The sequence below is a fragment of the Methanosphaera sp. ISO3-F5 genome (assembly GCF_034480035.2).
GTDB lineage: Archaea > Methanobacteriota > Methanobacteria > Methanobacteriales > Methanobacteriaceae > Methanosphaera.
The window spans coordinates 891,915-910,538 of the sequence record NZ_CP118753.2; the positions used below are offsets into that span (position 1 = coordinate 891,915).

Below are 18,624 nucleotides of genomic sequence, written 5' to 3' on the forward strand. Positions count from 1 at the left end.
ACTATTTAAAAAAAAGTAGAATTTTGGAAAGAAAATATAACTACCCATTCCAGTACAAATTACCCTAGAAAAAATAAGGATAATACAATACAATGGATAAAATCTTCCCCATAAAAAAATGAAAAAACATTATTCAAAACAACATCTTTCATTTAAGATAAATTATTTCTCATTTTTTCTTATTTTTAATTAAATCTTCCATTTCATCAAATTCACGATCAATATATCTGCGTATCATTGAAACTGATAATGTAGCAGTACCAACTCCGGATAACATAAATCCACCCCAAGCCAATACTAATGAATCAACTTTTCCAATAACTGAATTTCCTGCAGGATCAAAACTGTTACTTGTAAATGCATTCGTTACCATAACTATTGAATCTAAAGGAGTTACCTCTTCAACCAGCATAGTAAATAAAAAACTAACCAGTACAATAGTATATAATAACATTATAGTTATACCTAAACCATTATTTTCAGTATATTTTACAAATTTACGATAATATACTCCCATAAAGTAAATGTATCCTATAATGTGGAAAACATCCAACAAACTAATTAATGTAGGTCCAAACAATAAATTAGTTATTGAACCAAACGGAATCAATAAAAATAAGATAATCTTATCTTTAGAGGATTTCTTATCCAGATTAATTAAAAGATATATGGAAATAATGATATCCGAAACATATATGTACTGTGAACCAGTCATGTCAAATATCAAGTATAAATCAATCATTAAGAATACTAATATCATTATCAAGTAAAAAACTTGTTTTAAAAGTAATACTTGTTCATGAGGAAAGTATTCTACAGGATTTAAAAACTTTGAATTTTCAAGACTAGGCATTGAATAAATCTTTTTCACAATATAATTACTTACATATGCTAAAACAGCAAAAATTCCAATAACTGCTACTAATTGAACAATGAGAAAAATTACGGACGAACTTTCCATTATTTATCCTCTCCTTCAATTAATTTCTCCAATTCTTCAAATCTTTTTCTGAAATGCTTAACCAAAATCGCTGCAGTTAATGTTGCAGCACTTGCTCCTGAAATGACATATCCTCCCCATACTAGAAGTAAACTATTAAGCTTACCAGCTATGCTTTTTCCAAAAATACCATAACCGTTTCCTGTGAATTCATTGGAAATCATCACTAGGGAATCTAATGCATTAACATTTTCAGCATATTGGGTAATGAAGAAGCTTAAAAATATTATTAAAAACAATATTATTATAGTCAGTCCAAGACCATTTGAATGAGTATATTCCATAAATTTGTCATAATTTACTTTTGCAAAGTATAAGAAGATTAAAACATGTATCACTTGTAGATATATGACTAAATCATGTTTGAATAATAAAAATGATAAAGATCCATATGGGATAAGTAACAACCATACTATCTTATTTTTTGTCAGCGTTTTATCAATTATAATTGCAAAGTATAATGAAAGTATTATATCAAATATTGGGAAATAGATCAGTAGTTCTGTTCCTTCTCCAATCAATGCATAGAAAACGTTAACAATACATAATGCCATCATTATTAAATAAAAAATTTGTCTTAAAGAATGTACTTCATCTTCAGGCAATAATTCATTTACATTTATAGATTTCAAATAATTATTTTTTAATTTATTATATATAAACCCACCAATTAGGGTTAAAACTAAAAAAATAGAAATTACGATAGCAAATTGAAATATTATTTCACTAAATAATTCCAAAATGTTCACCAACATTCTCTTTTTATATATTAATCTTTATTTTTTAAATTATATTAACATTTGGTCTCTAATGTTGATAGTTTTTGATTTTATACATTATTTGAATTTTTAATTATTTTCTTTTTTAATTATAAAATTAATATAAGCTAATTTAATCTATTAATAGAATGATTTTTAACAGCAAATATTCCTAGTTGACCGTGCGGGTGATAAAGAAATTATATAAACATTAACAACATTGTCTAAATATTTAAAACTTCTAATGAACATGCCACCATTTTTTAGAATAGTTTTTACAGAAGCAATATTGTCTTCATAACTGGACAATTGAACTTCAGATAATCCAATCCGTTTAGCAAGAGATAATATCTCACTTAACATGGCACTAGCATAACCTTTTCCACGCTTGGAAGGTCGGACACTATATCCTATATGACCCCATTCTTTCAGAAAATCATTCAATTTATGTCTAAATGAGATAACACCAACAAATTCGTCTTCTTCAACAGCAAAGAAAATATCTGTCAAAACCCAATCGGGTGAAACAGTATCTTTATTGGAATTCCTGTTCACATAATTTATCCATTCACTAAAATCAAGTTTGTCTAGTAGCTCGCCACCACTAATTGTTTCATTATTGGCTAAAAATTCCTCTTTAAACTTTAATATCTTCTTTTCATATAGTTTTGATGGTCTGATAAGGTAAATAAGATCACTCTCCGACGGTCTGTTTATATACATTGCCCTTGGTGGTACTGGTAGGATCTAAAATAACCTTAACCCTATGTTTTCCATCAGTTATCGTATAAGACGCATCTAAAATGCCATTAATTTCCTTTTTATCAATAACTGTATCATCAACAAGTATTTTGCAGGATGATACAACTGGGATATTCCTAAGATCATAGTATGCTATTTTGATGGATAACCGGTTATTGTCTAAAATGCATTTCTCAACTTTTCTGGTTATTGGTATGACAAAATTGTCTTCTATTGAGACAAGTTGGTATTGTGCATTCTCAAGTGTACGTTCTCCCCTAATTTCAAGTACATCTGATGGTTCTAGCCATTCTACTAAATCCTTATTAAAATACCATAAATCCTGATACAAGAACACATCCCTGTAATATGATATCAGTGCTGGAATTAATGGTTTAACTGAATCATCACAGAGTACTAACACTTTATTATCTGATATGCTGTTGTTGTTATGGTAGTATTTGCTTTTGGTTGTAGAGAACATTCTGTATTCTAATGGAATTTCTTCTTCAGCATATTCTCTTGCTTCTTCTTTAAGGGTTAATGACTTGGTATCTATTGCATAAAACTTGTCATGCAATTGTATTTCATTAGGGTATGACCAGCTGTGCTTAGTAAATAAGTTACCTCTATGCTTATCTTCAACTATATCTAATTTTGATAACATTTCATCATAATATTCTTCGAAAGTCTTGTTTTTATGCAGATTATTAAGTATGTATGCTACTATTTTAAGTCCTGCACACATAGAAACATTTGTATCATTAATCAGAAAATCCTCTTCGTCTATTATTTTAATTAAATCAACAAGGTGTTCTGTTAAACTGGTTATTTTACGTAATGGTGGATTATCAAAGGGTAAGAACCTGTTTAATACAACACTTTTGTCTGGTATTATGTAAATTCCATAATTAACGCCCATGTTTTCAAGATAACTTTTCTTGGAAGATAAACTTTCTAGGAATTTTTTCTGGTTGAACTTTGAATTATACATCCTATCATAATGTTGTCTAATCTCATTAGAATTATCGTTAACAATAAAGAATGTGTTGTTCAATCCCTTAAATGTATGTTTCAGGTCTTTAAATAGTGGTTCAAGACTTTCTTCATAAACAAAGTCCTGGACTACTTCCCTGTATTTGTATTTGCTTTTAATTTTAAATAGTAGTGTGTGTTCTCCATAATCACAATTATTTAATGAATAGTTAAAGTTGTAATATAACTCACTGGATTCTTCTTCACGTATTAGAGTGTCATCAAGGAATGTTTTAATAATTGTTTTTACTGGTAACTGTCTATAATCCTTTATGAGAATTTGTGCATTTAAAGTGTTTTCATCAATATTAAACTTTTTCATCTGTGCAGATATTGGAAACTTAACTATGTATTCATCATTTACTATTTGGTATTGTGGGTTATCAAGGAAGCGTTCGGTTCTAATTTCAAGAACGTCATCCGGTTTAAACCATTCAATTAGTTTATCATTGAAAAACCAGTGATCCCAATAAAAGAATACTTCCTTATAATAAGCAGTTAATGCATCCATCAGTACTAAAGTTGTGGAATCATGTAATATTACAGCACGCTTATCTGAGATGCTGTGTTCATTCCTGAAATAATAGGAGTCTCTTCTGGAAATATGTCTGAACACAGGTGGTATACTGTTCAAATTCACTTTTTCTACTGGAGTATTTAACTCTAACTTATCTGTAGTTATATACTTATTTTCATGAAACATTTCGTCTCGATCATAAGACCAGTTTTGGATATTGAAAAGATCACCTAAATGTTCGTCTTTCTTAAAATGTGTACATTCATCTAACTGTTCTAGTATGATTTCGTGAGAAGTATTATGTAATGTTGATATGATATGGGCCACAATCTTGGGGGATGATCTGCTTGATATGTGGGTATCGTTTTTATAAAAGTCATTACTTGAAATAACATTACTTAAATCATGCAGGGTGTCCTTTAATTTATCTGTGTGGCGTTCTGGTGTATCTGTCTTGAATGGTAATTTGTTTCTAAGTATGATGCTCTTATCAGGTACAACAAATAGTCCATACTTTATGCCTTTCTTGTTAAGGTAATTTTTCTTTGTTTCTGTGCTGTGTCTGAATTTATTTATGTCAAGGTTGCATTCGTAGTTTTTATCGTAGTGTTGTCTGATTTCTTCGTTTCTATCATTTATGAGGAAGAATGTGTTATCTTTTCCGAGTATTGTTTTCTTAAGATTTTTAAAGTAATCTTTTAAGTCTCTGTTAACTGATTTATATATGAATTTGTCCTTTGTTTCTGCTTTTATATTGAATTTGCTGATGTAAGTGTTTGAAATATCCTCTTTAATTTTTATTTTTTTATCATTGCTTTTTGTTATGATGCTATTGTTTAAGTATATGGTACATTCTTGGTTTGTATTGTTAATTATTGTGAATTCTAGTGTGTCTTCTTGTATTTCATTGTTTTCTATTTTTAGAGGATATTTGTTTAGGTTTTCTTGAGACATAAAATCACATATCATTTATTATAGTATTATATCTATAATTTTTTTGTTAATAATTTTTAAGGTCAGATTTTGTTATTTTTTAATGCTTTTATTTTTTCTTATTTATTCCATTTTGGGTATTTTTTGAAGAATATATTATGTATTGCAGATATTTTTCCAGATTTTTATAAGTGTCTTTGATATTTTATGTTCGTATTGGAATAATTTTTTAGAAAAGTTTATATACTTTTTATTCCAAATAGTATATTAGAAGTTTAATATCGGTATCATCTCAAAAAAAAATAATGTTTATTAAACTTCGATAAGGGATGTAATTTCTATAGATTTCTTATTATTTAATAAAATGAAGCTCCTTAAAACTTTACATTACTAAAAAATCTATGGGAATGGGGAACCACTAACAAAAAGTTAAATTATATTATATCCGGAAGAAATAGTGGTCAGAGGGAGAGATAAGTTCTTATTTAAACTAAAAAAAGATTATGTTCATGTTTAATCATCTCTATGTGTTCATTTTAATTCATCTCTCAAACAGAACGGGTTTAAGAACTTATCCATTTTTTCTATTTTTTTTTAAAATTCTTCTCAGAAGAAATAATTTTATATCATATGATATTATTATATATCCACTAAACTAATAATTCATAAAAAAAAATTAACCTATTCTTAAATAACAATAAAAAGAAAAATAATAATAATATAGGTGAAAAAAATGAAAGTACTACTAGTAAATGGAAGCACAAGAAAAGAAGGATGTACATACACAGCACTAAAAGAAATAGAAACAATCCTAAAAGAAGAAAACATAGAAACAGAAATATTCTGGATAGGAAATGATGCAGTATACGGGTGCATAGCATGCCACGCATGTAGAAAACTCGGAAAATGTGTATATGATGACGTGTCAAACAAACTAGCACAAAAAATGCAGGAAGCAGATGGAATAATACTTGGAAGCCCAGTATACTATGCAAACATAAACGGATCCTTTGCAGCAGCATTAGACAAAGCATTCTACCAGAACAGCCAAGCATACGAAAACAAGATAGGAGCAGCAGTAGTAAGCTGTAGAAGAGGAGGAGCAGGACCATCATTTGACAGACTAAACAAATACTTCACAATCACAAGAATGCCAATAGCATCAGGACAATACTGGAATGCAGTACATGGAAACACACCAGAAGAAGTAAAACAAGACATTGAAGGAATGCAACAAATGAGAGACCTGGCACGCAGTATGGCATGGATGCTCAAAAACCTGACAAACACAGAAAAACCAGAAAGAGAACCAAAAACATTCATGAACTTCATACACTAAAAAAAAGTGGAGAAAAAAAATAATGAAAATATACCTGATAAATGGAAGTAACCGTAAAAAATACAACACAGCCCAACTACTAGACGCAACAGCAGAAGGCATAACCGATGAACTAGAAAAACAAGACAAAGAAGCAGAATTAGAAATAATAAATCTTTACAATCTAAATTATACAGGATGCAAATCCTGCCTTCACTGCAAAAAAATAGACGGCAAATACTATGGAACATGCCCAATAAAGGATGACCTTAACAAGTTACTCCCAAAACTATGGAACAGTGATGCAATAATATTCGGAAGCCCAATATACTTCGGAAATGTAACAGGACAAATGAGAAGCTTCCTGGAAAGACTAATCTTCCCAAAATATGTATACGGAGGAGAAACACTGGCAAATCCTAAACCAACAGCATTCATATACAACATGAATGTTACAGAAGAGTACAGTAACCAAATGTACGCAGACTCCATATATAACTCAGTGGAAGGATACATAGAATACGCATTCGGAAAACCATACTCACTAAAGTCCTATGACACATACCAGTTCAATGATTACTCATTATACAAACACGGATTTAATGTGGAAGCAAAAGAAAAACAGAAAAAAGAACAATTCCCAAAAGATTTAGAAGAAGCATATAACATAGGTACACAGATAGTAAGGGATATATTTGGGAAGTAAATGACTATTCAACCAGAATATTCCCCTACTTTTCATCACCACTATTTTTTCGGGTAAAAAAAGTTTACCTGTAATTATGATTTTTTCAAAATATTTATTCTTGGAATCTCAATATTAATAAATAATATAACACTGTAATATAATATATAAGAAAATATAATGAGTAGTGAAAAAATAAAATGTTAAAAAACAAATACCCCGAAGGACCAACAGACAAAGCAAAAATAGATTCAACACAATACAACGGACAATTACTGGGAAAAAATGAAACAGGCACAGTACACATACACGGACCATACGGAAACACAGAATCAGACAACAAAATAGCATACCTGGTAGGAATGCACCCATATGAAAGTAAATCACACAGAGCACTATTTGAAACAGTACTGACAAAAACAGATACATTAAACTATTCATACTATATTTATAACATTAATATAAACAAAATAGACAAAAAAACTGAAGGCAGAATGCAAGGACAAATACTAGCACAGCAATACGTAGCACCACACATAATCACAAACAATTACACATTCTTCGCAGACATTCATTCCAACAAGGGAACAAGAGGACCAGGCAAATACGAGAAAACAAACTTCATATTCGCACCAGGATTTGATGAAAAATCAGAAAAAATCGTAGAAACATTACTATCAAACCTAAAAGAACTAGACTATTATGCACCAGAATACAGGACAAGCCCTGAATACATAACAGTCCCAGTAGCAAAAAGTGGAATACCAACAATAGTATATGAAACATACTCATACGAAGATATGACAAAAACATACAATCTAGCAGAAAAATTAGTTAATTCAATAGACAAATTAAACTTTAAATAAAAAAATGGAGGAATCATAAAATGCAAATAACAAAAATAACATTTGAAGAAATACCAGTAAACCTACAATCGATATTAGACAGTGTAATAAACAAACTAAAAACAGATAACATATATGATACTAATAAAGGATACTACATCCTAGAAAACACTGAATTAAACAGGATTTACATCGAAATATATAATCATGAAATATATGATGGTCTAACAATGGAAGAATTAAACACATTAATAGAACATTTCAAAATAAATGATCCACACATATTCTCTTACCCATACACTCATGAAGATAGCCTAATATGCATTGGAAAAATAGAAGAAAACGAAATAATATACTAAAAGGAAAATTAAGGCAATGCATTTTACAAGCACAGTAATAAGACCACCATACGAGGCACGAAGCACATATTTACAAGTAACAAGTGGTTGCAACCATAACAAATGTAAATACTGTTCCTATTACAAGAATGTCTCATTTAACATTTCATCAAATAAAGAAATACAAGAAGACATAATAGAATTAAAAAATAGAGGTTATTCATTTAAACGAATATGGTTACAGGGAGCAAACCCATTCCTACTCTCTGCACAAAAACTGGGACAGATAGCAGAATTAATTCATAGAAATCTTCCATTTGTAGAAAGCATAGGAGGATACTCTAGAGTAGATGACCTGGAAAACAAGACAATAACTGACCTTAAAAAGCTGAGACAAATGAAGTATAACTCAATAGTGCTGGGAGTAGAGTCAGGTGATGATGAAATACTCGACTACATGAACAAGGGATATAAATCCGATGAAATAATTAAACAAGTATCAAAACTGGAACAAGCCGGGATAAAATACACATTAATCTTTCTATCAGGATTAGGAGGACACAAGTATGGCTATAATCATGCAAAGAAAACAGCACAGGTATTCAACCAACTAAAACCAGAAAGAATAATGATAAATCAATTAGAAATAAAAGAAAACACAACACTATACGATGAAGTACAAGATGGCATATTTACTCCATCAAAACCTGAAGAAAACAACAAAGAAATAATAACATTTCTAGAAACACTAACTATAAACACGTTCATTGATGCCACAAACAATACAAACAATATTCCATTTTTCGGAAAAATTCAGGAAAACAAAGAAAACATTATAAGACATCTAAAAGAGAAAACGGGGTGAAAGACAATGGATGCATTTGACATGTTTATCATAGGAGACACAGGATCAATAATAATAAACTTTGACAATAAACATTTCATACAAAGACTAAACAAATATCATTTATCACGAAGATACATGGTAGATATGATACTGGAAGACGAACCAATACGCTATGATACATCAGGACCTGGCCAATACGATGTAGTATACAGGGCACCACAAAACAAGGAATATAAGGAACTTAGAGTAATAATGGCCGCAACAGATAATAGGATAGACATACTTACAGTAATACCTGAAGGAAGAACACAAAGACAAAAAAACAAGTATGCTGATAAGAATTATAAAGAATTAGAAAAGAAAAGAAACAAAGCATATGCAAAAAGAAAAAAATTATATTAACCTCCAAAATTTATCATATACTATTTTTCCACAAAAAAAGTTTTTAAAGATTTTATTCATATCTTCTACCTATAATCTGCAACTTGTTAATTTTTCATAACAAAAAATCTTACTAATTTAAATATAACTAAAATAATATCTATGAATAACAAACTAATTACAATAAAATCCCTATTAAGAGGTTAAATTATGAAGTGTAATAAATGCGGACACCTCAATAAGAGTAATATGTATTATTGTGTAAAATGTGGAAATCCCCTGGACCAGAGCAGTCCAATAAAAAGATATAAACAATCAACAATAGCAAATCCTACAAACAAGAACATATTTACAAAAACACAGAAATTCATAATTGCACTAGTAATCATAGGAATACTTATAGTTGTACTATCGGCAATAACACCACCAGACCTAGAATTACCAAGCTTAGCAGCACCAGGAAATCTTTCAACAGACCAGCCAACAGAAATAACTGATGAAATAGCAGATAAACTAAATACAACAATACTCGTAGGTGCAGTAAGTTCAAAAACGGGAGAAAGAATAACAGTAAATGCTTATGTAAAAGATCAGAACGGAAACCCCGTATCGGGTGGAACAACTAGTATCAACCTATTTAATGCAAAGTACTCGGGACAAGTAGAAAACGGTAATGTAAACATAGAATTACCCGAACTATCAGAGAACAACTATGAAACAACAATGGTTTATGAAGGAAACGAAAAATACAATCCGTCAGAGACAAAAGTATCAATAGCGGTTAACAAGGTAAATACTCAGCTAATCGCCGATACAACGGGAAATGACACAATAATCACATTAAAAACTGGTGACAACAGAACAATAATTGGTGCAAAATTAATAATAACTACTCTTGATTCACAATACGAAGAACAAACAGATGATAAGGGACAAATAACTATTAAACCAGAAAAGTCAGGAAAACATGAAGTTAAAATCACCTATCAGGGTAGTGACATGTATAATCCAACAGAAACAACAATAGAAGTTGGACACGACAAAGAAGAAACAAACTTAAACACACAATATAATGAACAAGACAAGACAATTACAATAACTTTAACTGATAAGCAGAAACACCCGATACAAAATGCAGAACTGGAAATAATAAACAATTACCATGAAACACATGAAAAAACAGGTGTGGATGGTAAAGTAATAGTACCATTAAACAAAGGAGAAAACAAAATAACAATCAAATATATGGGCAATGACCAATACCAAGAAACACAAACAACAGCAAACATGGATATAGATGACCAAACAAGTGAAAACACAACAGAAAATGAAACACGTAATGATACAAACAATCAAACACGTAATTCAAGTAATGAAACATTTAACACCACACAAAATAAAACAGAACAGATAAGGGATAATGATGCCAATATAACATCAGAAACAAGAAATGACACAAAGATACAAGTAGAAAACGAGGAAAACCAAACAGATATCATATTATTAACTGATGATAATAAAGTTCTGAGTGGAGAATACATAAAAATAGTATTAGACAATGGAACACAATTAACAGAAAAAACTGATAGTAACGGTAGGATAATATTGGATATTGACCTTCAAAACATCTATGAAATAAAAGTAATCTATGAAGGAAATACACGGTATAATCCTATGAATAAAACAATAAGACTATCTCATTAAATATTATAATTTTCAACCCCTCAAATTATTTTCTTTTTTCTAGAATAAAGTGCTTTGACGAGTTTTTATTTTTCGTGGAAGAGTATTCAGGTATTTGAATATTTCTTCAGGATTGTTCATTAGGCCTGCTTTTTGTGTTTTTTCATAGAATATTTTCATTAACTTCTTATTATACGGGCTTTGAAGAGAATAGTTTTCACCATATTTTTCCTGATATACCTTTTTCAGTCCTGGGAAATGTTTTTCCAGATTTTCATAGTAATATTCACGGTTTCCTTCTCTTAATGTCAATCCCATTTCGAAGCAGATTACTCCTTTAACATTATTTGATATGCATGCATCAAGTATGCCTGTAATGTTTTCCTCAGTGTCTGTAATATAGGGCAGCACGGGTGTTAACCATACAATGGTAGGAATATTTTCTTGGTCTAATTTTTGGAGAACTTTAATTCTTTCATTTGTTGTGGATACATTTGGTTCAATAATTTTACTAATTTTGTCATCGGTGCATGTTAGTGTTACTTGTACAACAGCCTTCGTGTTCTGATTTATCTTCTTAAGTAATTCAATATCTCTTAGTATTAGGTCTGATTTTGTTATGCATGTAAATCCGTGACCATAATTGTATGCTAGTTCTAGTGTTTTCCGGGTGTATTCTATATTTTTTTCTAAGGGGATGTAGGGGTCGCTCATGGAACCTAGTCCTATCATGCACCTTTCTTTTTTGTTATGTAATGCTTTACGTAACAGTTCATGGCTGTTTTTCTTAACTGCCACGTCCTCGAAGGGATGATTCATATTGTATACTTTGCTGCGACTGTCACAGTATATGCAGCCGTGAGTACATCCTCTGTAGATGTTCATTCCATTTTTTGCTGATAGTATTGTTTTAGCTGTTATGTAATGCATTTATATCATTATTCCTTGGTTGAATTGGTAATTATATTTTTATGTTCATGTTTTTTGTGCAGATTATTTTATTATGTGGACATAAATGGTATTGTTTTTCTAGAAAAAATGTGATTGTATAATAAATTATTTAATTAATGAAACAAATATGATTTAATAGAAGTTATAATAGTGTGATGATTAGCAATGTTTTGTCCAAATTGTGGAAAACCTATCAATGATGAACAGAAATTCTGTGAATCATGTGGTGCAAGTATAAGAAAAGGGAATTCTCTTGCAAGTAATTTACAGTCAAGTAGTCAACAGTCAAGTAGTCAACAGTCAGAACCAGTGCAGATGAAGCAGTGTGCAAACTGTGGTACATTCAACCCGGCAAGTGAAGTAATTTGTTCCCATTGTGGTAGAAATGTGAATCAGAGACAAGTATATTCTGATAATAAGGGGGATGATGGTGGAAATGGTTGGATTCTTGGTTGCTGTTGTCTTTTAATAATTATTATAATAATTATTGCATTGTTATAAGTGACATTTTTTTTCTTATTCTTCTGCTTTTACACTATTTTTACCCACAAAGTTCAGCATTATCTTATAAAATATTTTCATTGGAAGCTTCTTAATAATGCTGCATGGAATTCCGGGATAATACTCTGAGTCTAGCATGTTATTTTCTATCCAGTATTTCTTATCGGCTGGTATATGACCGTTTTTTGCCATTGCTCTCCAAACATTATACATGACCATTGCATTCATACTAGGACTTTTAAGGGTGCCTTTTTGTATGCTATTATAAAAGCGTATGCTTTCCTTGTCAATCTTCTTTTTAGTATTTAGTGGAAGGTATCCATGTCTGTCATGGCTTACTGTAAACATTAATTTAAATCTTTCATTGTATCCCCAGTTTCTAAGTGTTTCATCCAAGTATTTGCCAACTTTTTTATGGCCTGCTCCTGCTGTGGAAACTATTATCATTGCTTTTTTATCAAAAAAGTATGGTCTGTGATAGAAGTATGCAAGATGATCTATGAGGTTTTTAATTAATCCTGTTACATTAAGTGCATATACTGGGCTTGTTATTATGAGGCCATCACAGGTTTTCATCTGCTCGGCTATGGGTTGGATTATGTTGGCATGTGGGCATGTATTCTCGCCATGGTTAAAACAGTTATAACATCCTGTGCATGCTGGTATTTGTGTGTTTATCAGATTTATTTCGGTGAATTGTGTTTTTTCATCGATATTTTTGAGTGTTTGTTTTGCTCTTTCTACTAGTTTCCAAGTATTTTTTTGTCTTGGACTACCATTTATTATTAAAAAATTCATATTTTACCCTTAAATAATTCTTTAGTATTATATCTGTTGTTATATGTTCTATATAATTATTGATTTTAAAGAATGAGTTGGGGGGTATCATGTGGTATTTAATATTTTGTAAAAATAGTATATATTATTGGGGTTAATATGAAAAAATTTAAAAAAGAAAGATATAGGATTTTGGTCTTATATTTCAGAGTATAATAGACCATTAACCCTATTTGAGAAGAATAGGAAGTAAATTGAAGCAAGACCTGTTACGATTGAAGCAATATCTTTGCTAATTGCACCGAAGATTAATTGTAGTATTGCAACAACAATAAATGTTATGACTACAACGGCAAATACGGTTATTAAAACTTTTGTTATACCGATTGTTTGAAGATCTCCGATTGCTTCTGAAATATTTAATGCGTAATTAAGTTCTTCTGTTTTTGCTAATCTACATACAGCCATTGAAAGTACAAATCCGAATAATATAATCAATATGAAAGATATTATTGCTACAATCCAACGTTGTAGGAATAGTGATAATATTACTGCTACTATTATTGGAATTATGAGATATACAATTTGTACTATGAATAATTTAATTCCATTAAATAATTGTCTTGTAAGGTCTATGGAAGGACCATAATTGTTTCTATTTATACCTGATTTAACTATGTCCAAAGCGTATCCATCAATAATAAAAGAAATTACTAAACATAATGCTATTCCGATTAGTGTTACAATTATTCCTGCACCAGAGTTTGTTCTAGTGGTTAATACTGCACTGACACCGGTGAATATGGCGATTAGTGCTGCTATAAATGATAGTGCAAAGTATAACACTAATGACATTATATTATTGAATGGGAATCTTAGGGCATCATTAATTATTTCGCTGATTTCCATTTTTTTCACCTTCATTCATAAAAGAATGTTCATCTTTTCGTTTTATATAATTATTTTTTCTTTTAATGAATATATATCTTACTATTATTAATTTTTCATCATTTAATAGTTTAATAGTTATTTGTTTTAAAGATATATGTTTAAAAATGTTGTGAATGGTTTTTAGCTTTCTGAATGGTGGTTGTTCAGAATCCGGTTGATGTTTGTTTCTGATTTTTCTTTTTTGTGTTTGAAGTTGTGTGTTTTTAGAGTGTATGATTGGGTTTATTTATAAAAAAGAGTGTGTTTTTTTTTTGTTTCGTTTTGTTTTTATTGTTGTTTGTTGTTTTGTGGTTTTGAGAGTGGGTTATTGTGTGTAGTTGATTAGGAGTTAATCCATAGTATTTTTTAAATGATTTAATAAATTTACTTTCATCCATGTATCCGACATGATGCGAAACATCAGCAACTGTCAAGTCATTGTTTTTAAGTAAAATTGATGCCATATTTAATCTATATTCTCTTCTCCAAGTAATTAATGCTTTACCATAAATTGTTTTAAAATAAGTTTTAATTGTGGTTTTACTGATATTATACTTTAAGGACAAATCATCCAATGTAATATTTTCATCAATATTACAAATTAAATAATTTCTAATTTCCTTAATTTTTTTTACATTCTCCACTTTCAAAGTAGGAAATTTATCTGTAATACTCTTAATATCTGAATTACTTATAAATAAGAGCAATTCAAGAACTTTAAGTTTATAGTAACTTCTTTTAATATTTTCTTCCACATGATATAATTCACTGATAACATGATCTATTTCAATAGTTGAACGAATGACTGCAAATCCGTATTTATTAACTCATTGCTTAATTTACGAATGTCCAGAATATTTGATCCTATTATTTTATCAATACTTTTCTGAGCAGTTTTTAAGTTAATTAAAATCTGTAATCCATTATAATAGCCTAATGGAAAATCATGCATATAATGTTTTGCTCCTGATGAAAATACTATATCGCCTTCAGATAAATAAATATAATTATTTTTGTAAATCGTTTCAAAACGACCCTTATTACAATGATTAATGATAATATAATCACTGTAATTAATGGATGAAACTAACTGGTTACATTCATCACAATTAAAAACATTGAATATTAAATCTATACCTTCAAAAAGATGATAAATGTTCATATAGCCATTACCACTTTCATGATTAAACTGATATCTTGTAACAAAGGGAGTGTCTTTTAAAACAGTTGTTATTTCCTTATTAAAATTATCTTTCATAATCAATCAATCTACATATCTTATTTATTGAAAAATCATCCATTAACATGTTCTTTAGTATGCTATTTAATATAATCATTGAATTATTTGCTTAATTTGTATTATATAAGAAATTATATAATAATTTTCAGTTGAATGAAAAATCAATATAAAAATACATATTGTGTACTGTATGTAATACTTTAGACAGTACAAGGATAAATGTGTTTTATATAAAAATTTTTAATTATTTTTTGTTATATAGTGCTTTCTATAGGAAGCATTATATATGTATGTATTTATATTATTATATAAGTTAAATATTCTTGGAGGAATTATATCTTGATTAAAAGAGAATCCTATTTAAAACAAATTGATGCTTTGATGAATACAGATTTTATAAAAATAATAATAGGAATACGTCGCTGTGGAAAAACATTCTTACTTAAGAGTATTATCGAAGAACTCAAAAATAAAGGAGTCAATGAAGAAAATATAATTTATATTTCCTTTGAATCAAACAAATATAAAAATATATTTACACAAGAAGAATTAGATGAACTCATTCTGAATTTAACAAATAACATTAGTGGTAAAATATATATACTTTTTGATGAAATTCAACAAGTCAATGGATGGGAAAAATCTGTAAATGGATATCGTGTAGATTTAGATTGTGATATTTATATTACTGGATCAAACTCCAAACTATTATCAAATGAATTAGCAACACTATTATCAGGTAGATATATAAAAATCAATTTATATCCTTTTTCATATAAAGAAGTATTGAAATATAAACAAGAATATTATAATATAGAATTAAATTATGAAAATAAGAGAAAAATATTCCATGAATACCTCCTGTTTGGTGGAATGCCCGGAATTCTTGGTATCCCAGATGATGATACTAAGATAAATGCTCTTCAAGATATATATGATTCGATTATTGTTCATGATATTTTATCAAGATATACCATAAATGATGTTGATTTATTCAAACGTTTTAGTCATTATTTAATGAATTCAACAGGACAAACATTCTCTAAAACAAGTATTACAAACTACTTAAAAAATGAAAATAGAAAAACTACCCGTAACACTATATCGAACTTTACTATTTATCTTCAAGAATCTTTGTTTTGTAAAAAAGTTAGACGTCAAGATATATTGGGTAAAAAAATATTAAAAACAGGAGAAAAATATTATTTGGCTGACCAAGGATTTCATCATGCACTTGTAGATGATAATACTAACTGGATACCAAGAGTACTTGAAAATATAGTGTATAATGAACTAATAAGAAGAGGTTACTCAGTTAAGATTGGAAAAATTAAAAATAAGGAAATAGATTTTGTATGTCAGAAATATGATAAGAAAATATATGTGCAGGTAAGTTATTATCTATCGACTGAAAAAACTGTTGAACGAGAATTTTCACCATTACTTGATGTGCCAGATAAATATGATGCATATGTAATAAGTATGGATGAATTTGATATGTCTTATAATGGTATTAAACATAAAAACATTATTGAATTTTTATTAGATGACGAAATTTAATTTAAAAAAAACTTTATTTAAAAAAAGAGGTAAATATGGGGCACTGTTCAGAATCTATGGGGATGTTGGTTTTTTGGGATTGATTTTGAAGAAGTTGTTGATGGGTTTTTTGTTTTGTAGTACGTTTCTGTGGATCCATCGTATTCTTGCACTTTTTAGTCTTCTTTTTAGTCCTCGTATTGTTCTGTATCTTCTTTTTAGTTGACGTGGAAGTGTTGTTTTGAAGTATAATTCTATTATGTTGTTGGTTTTTGGTATTGCTTCGTTGTTTAGGTATTGTGTTAGTTCGTTGAAGTTATTTTTAATTCTTTTGATGCTAGTTGCTACTGAATCTGGTAAAAACTGTATATTGTTGGTTAAGTGTGATAGGCGTCTTTTTGCTAGTTTTATGTTTTCTGCTTTGAATATGTTGGATATTCTTTCAAGGTAGTTGTTTAGTTCTTTGATCTGTTTTTTGTTGTGTTTTATTTGTTTTTTTTATGTTTTTGATTTCTTTTTCTAGTGTTTTGATGTCATCGTGTAGTTTTTTTATCTGTTATTGGTCCCATGTGTGGTTTGTATTTTTCTAGTTTTTTATGTATTTTTTCGTTGATTTCTTCTAATTTATGGTATTTTCCATTCTTTTTACGTGTTATTCTTCGGATAACTGGATATACTTCCATTCCTACGTTGTACATCATGTGGAACACGCATCTTTGTTGTATCATGTTAAATTCTTCTATTATAGAAGGATAAGCTGAATATCCATCAGTTATCATTATTTCATGTGGTATATCATCCAGTATTTGGTGGAAATATTTTTCAATAATTTCCGTGTCAAATAGTGTTGCATATTCCAGAAAATCTTCATAAGGATATTGGGTATTTGCATCAATAATCATTAACCGTGACATATATTCTCCATTTTGAGATGGAAATTGCTCATCATAGTGATACGTGCCACTATCTTTAAGATTTTCTTTTTCTACTAGTTGTTCTACTTGTTTTTCTTTTTCTTCAAGGTATGAATCTGCAGTATTATTTTCATGATAAAAAAGCGTAGATTTTGGTAAATGTATATCAAAAAGTGATTCAAACAATTCAGACTTCTTTTCATATGATTCTTCACCAATCTCAGATAATTTAACACCCCACTCTTTAACAGTAGAAGTATAAACAGAATAATTATCAATAAATTCATTAAAATTAGTTACAATTCGATTACCACATTCTTGACAGGAATAATCTTTAACACTAACAGGAATGCCATTAGGTTTACGAGTATGATAACCTTTAGAATGTAATTTACAACCACAATCACCACATACTTCATCAGTAAGAACATAAGTAACCTTAAAATCAAGTAAACCCATCATTTTAAAGATTAATAAAAAATCAGGAGATAAACAATCAGGAAAAATAATTTCATCAATATCACTAGAAACGATATCTTTAAGACAAGTTAAATCTAATATATTATTGGTAAGAGTTTTATTCGACTTCATAATAATATATATTACTCTTACCACTATTTATAGACTTATACAAACTTAAAATCAAGAATAAAAAACAGAACAAAATCCATACAAATAATCAAGTTGATAA

General features: G+C 29.2%; 19 protein-coding genes. 9 read left to right on the forward strand and 10 right to left on the reverse strand.

Features of this window, described 5'->3' with window-relative positions; translation table 11 throughout:
• Positions 1-169 precede the first annotated feature (169 nt).
• From PXD04_RS15730 to PXD04_RS15745, 4 genes are all read right to left on the reverse strand, one after another.
• Complete coding sequence (locus PXD04_RS15730) at positions 170-961, reverse strand: hypothetical protein (RefSeq protein ID WP_323735769.1); 792 nt, start codon at positions 959-961, stop codon at positions 170-172.
• Positions 961-1,740: a hypothetical protein gene (locus PXD04_RS15735; RefSeq protein WP_323735770.1), complete on the reverse strand. Its 780-nt coding sequence runs from the start codon at positions 1,738-1,740 to the stop codon at positions 961-963. Before PXD04_RS15735 ends, PXD04_RS15730 begins: the two co-directional genes overlap by 1 nt.
• A gap of 174 nt (positions 1,741-1,914) precedes the next feature.
• Positions 1,915-2,481 (reverse strand): GNAT family N-acetyltransferase, encoded by a 567-nt coding sequence (locus PXD04_RS15740; RefSeq protein ID WP_323735771.1) that lies wholly within the window; start codon positions 2,479-2,481, stop codon positions 1,915-1,917.
• Positions 2,453-5,005, reverse strand: a complete 2,553-nt coding sequence (locus tag PXD04_RS15745; protein ID WP_323735772.1) for a hypothetical protein — start codon at positions 5,003-5,005, stop codon at positions 2,453-2,455. Before PXD04_RS15745 ends, PXD04_RS15740 begins: the two co-directional genes overlap by 29 nt.
• Positions 5,006-5,717: 712 nt before the next feature.
• On the opposite strand from PXD04_RS15745, the gene PXD04_RS15750 reads away from it, so the two are divergent.
• The 7 genes from PXD04_RS15750 to PXD04_RS15780 all read left to right on the forward strand — a co-directional run bounded on the left by PXD04_RS15750 (position 5,718) and on the right by PXD04_RS15780 (position 11,102).
• A complete protein-coding gene (locus PXD04_RS15750; RefSeq protein ID WP_323735773.1) occupies positions 5,718-6,323 on the forward strand; it encodes a flavodoxin family protein in 606 nt (201 codons plus the stop codon).
• A 22-nt stretch (positions 6,324-6,345) separates the two neighbouring features.
• Positions 6,346-7,008: a flavodoxin family protein gene (locus PXD04_RS15755; protein WP_323735774.1), complete on the forward strand. Its 663-nt coding sequence runs from the start codon at positions 6,346-6,348 to the stop codon at positions 7,006-7,008.
• Between the two features lie 179 nt (positions 7,009-7,187).
• Complete coding sequence (locus PXD04_RS15760) at positions 7,188-7,853, forward strand: adhesin (protein WP_323735775.1); 666 nt, start codon at positions 7,188-7,190, stop codon at positions 7,851-7,853.
• 20 nt (positions 7,854-7,873) lie between these two features.
• Positions 7,874-8,191, forward strand: a complete 318-nt coding sequence (locus tag PXD04_RS15765) for a hypothetical protein (protein WP_323735776.1) — start codon at positions 7,874-7,876, stop codon at positions 8,189-8,191.
• 16 nt (positions 8,192-8,207) lie between these two features.
• Positions 8,208-9,035 carry a radical SAM protein gene (locus tag PXD04_RS15770; protein WP_323735777.1) on the forward strand — a complete coding sequence of 276 codons (828 nt, stop codon included), beginning with the start codon at positions 8,208-8,210 and terminating at the stop codon, positions 9,033-9,035.
• 6 nt (positions 9,036-9,041) lie between these two features.
• Positions 9,042-9,419: a hypothetical protein gene (locus PXD04_RS15775; protein ID WP_323735778.1), complete on the forward strand. Its 378-nt coding sequence runs from the start codon at positions 9,042-9,044 to the stop codon at positions 9,417-9,419.
• A 189-nt stretch (positions 9,420-9,608) separates the two neighbouring features.
• Positions 9,609-11,102, forward strand: coding sequence for a zinc finger Ran-binding domain-containing protein (locus PXD04_RS15780; RefSeq protein ID WP_323735779.1), 1,494 nt, complete (start codon positions 9,609-9,611; stop codon positions 11,100-11,102).
• Between the two features lie 39 nt (positions 11,103-11,141).
• Here the strand turns inward: PXD04_RS15780 and PXD04_RS15785 are convergent, their stop codons facing one another.
• A complete protein-coding gene (locus PXD04_RS15785) occupies positions 11,142-12,011 on the reverse strand; it encodes an SPL family radical SAM protein (protein ID WP_323735780.1) in 870 nt (289 codons plus the stop codon).
• Positions 12,012-12,197: 186 nt separating this feature from the next.
• Between PXD04_RS15785 and PXD04_RS15790 the strand changes: the two genes are divergently transcribed.
• On the forward strand, positions 12,198-12,533 hold the full coding sequence (locus PXD04_RS15790) for a zinc-ribbon domain-containing protein (RefSeq protein WP_323735781.1): 336 nt from the start codon (positions 12,198-12,200) through the stop codon (positions 12,531-12,533).
• A 15-nt stretch (positions 12,534-12,548) separates the two neighbouring features.
• On the opposite strand, the gene PXD04_RS15795 is transcribed toward PXD04_RS15790, so the two are convergent.
• The 4 genes from PXD04_RS15795 to PXD04_RS15810 all read right to left on the reverse strand — a co-directional run bounded on the left by PXD04_RS15795 (position 12,549) and on the right by PXD04_RS15810 (position 15,402).
• Positions 12,549-13,331, reverse strand: coding sequence for an NAD(P)H-dependent oxidoreductase (locus PXD04_RS15795; RefSeq protein ID WP_323735782.1), 783 nt, complete (start codon positions 13,329-13,331; stop codon positions 12,549-12,551).
• Positions 13,332-13,508: 177 nt separating this feature from the next.
• Positions 13,509-14,219 carry a DUF4013 domain-containing protein gene (locus tag PXD04_RS15800; RefSeq protein WP_323735783.1) on the reverse strand — a complete coding sequence of 237 codons (711 nt, stop codon included), beginning with the start codon at positions 14,217-14,219 and terminating at the stop codon, positions 13,509-13,511.
• Between the two features lie 245 nt (positions 14,220-14,464).
• On the reverse strand, positions 14,465-14,995 hold the full coding sequence (locus PXD04_RS15805) for an AraC family transcriptional regulator (RefSeq protein WP_323735784.1): 531 nt from the start codon (positions 14,993-14,995) through the stop codon (positions 14,465-14,467).
• Between the two features lie 26 nt (positions 14,996-15,021).
• On the reverse strand, positions 15,022-15,402 hold the full coding sequence (locus PXD04_RS15810; RefSeq protein ID WP_323735785.1) for a hypothetical protein: 381 nt from the start codon (positions 15,400-15,402) through the stop codon (positions 15,022-15,024).
• A 417-nt stretch (positions 15,403-15,819) separates the two neighbouring features.
• Here PXD04_RS15810 and PXD04_RS15815 point away from each other — a divergent pair, with 417 nt between their 5' ends.
• Complete coding sequence (locus PXD04_RS15815) at positions 15,820-17,040, forward strand: ATP-binding protein (protein ID WP_323735786.1); 1,221 nt, start codon at positions 15,820-15,822, stop codon at positions 17,038-17,040.
• Between the two features lie 512 nt (positions 17,041-17,552).
• Here the strand turns inward: PXD04_RS15815 and PXD04_RS15820 are convergent.
• Positions 17,553-18,524: a hypothetical protein gene (locus PXD04_RS15820; RefSeq protein ID WP_323735787.1), complete on the reverse strand. Its 972-nt coding sequence runs from the start codon at positions 18,522-18,524 to the stop codon at positions 17,553-17,555.
• Positions 18,525-18,624 lie beyond the last annotated feature (100 nt).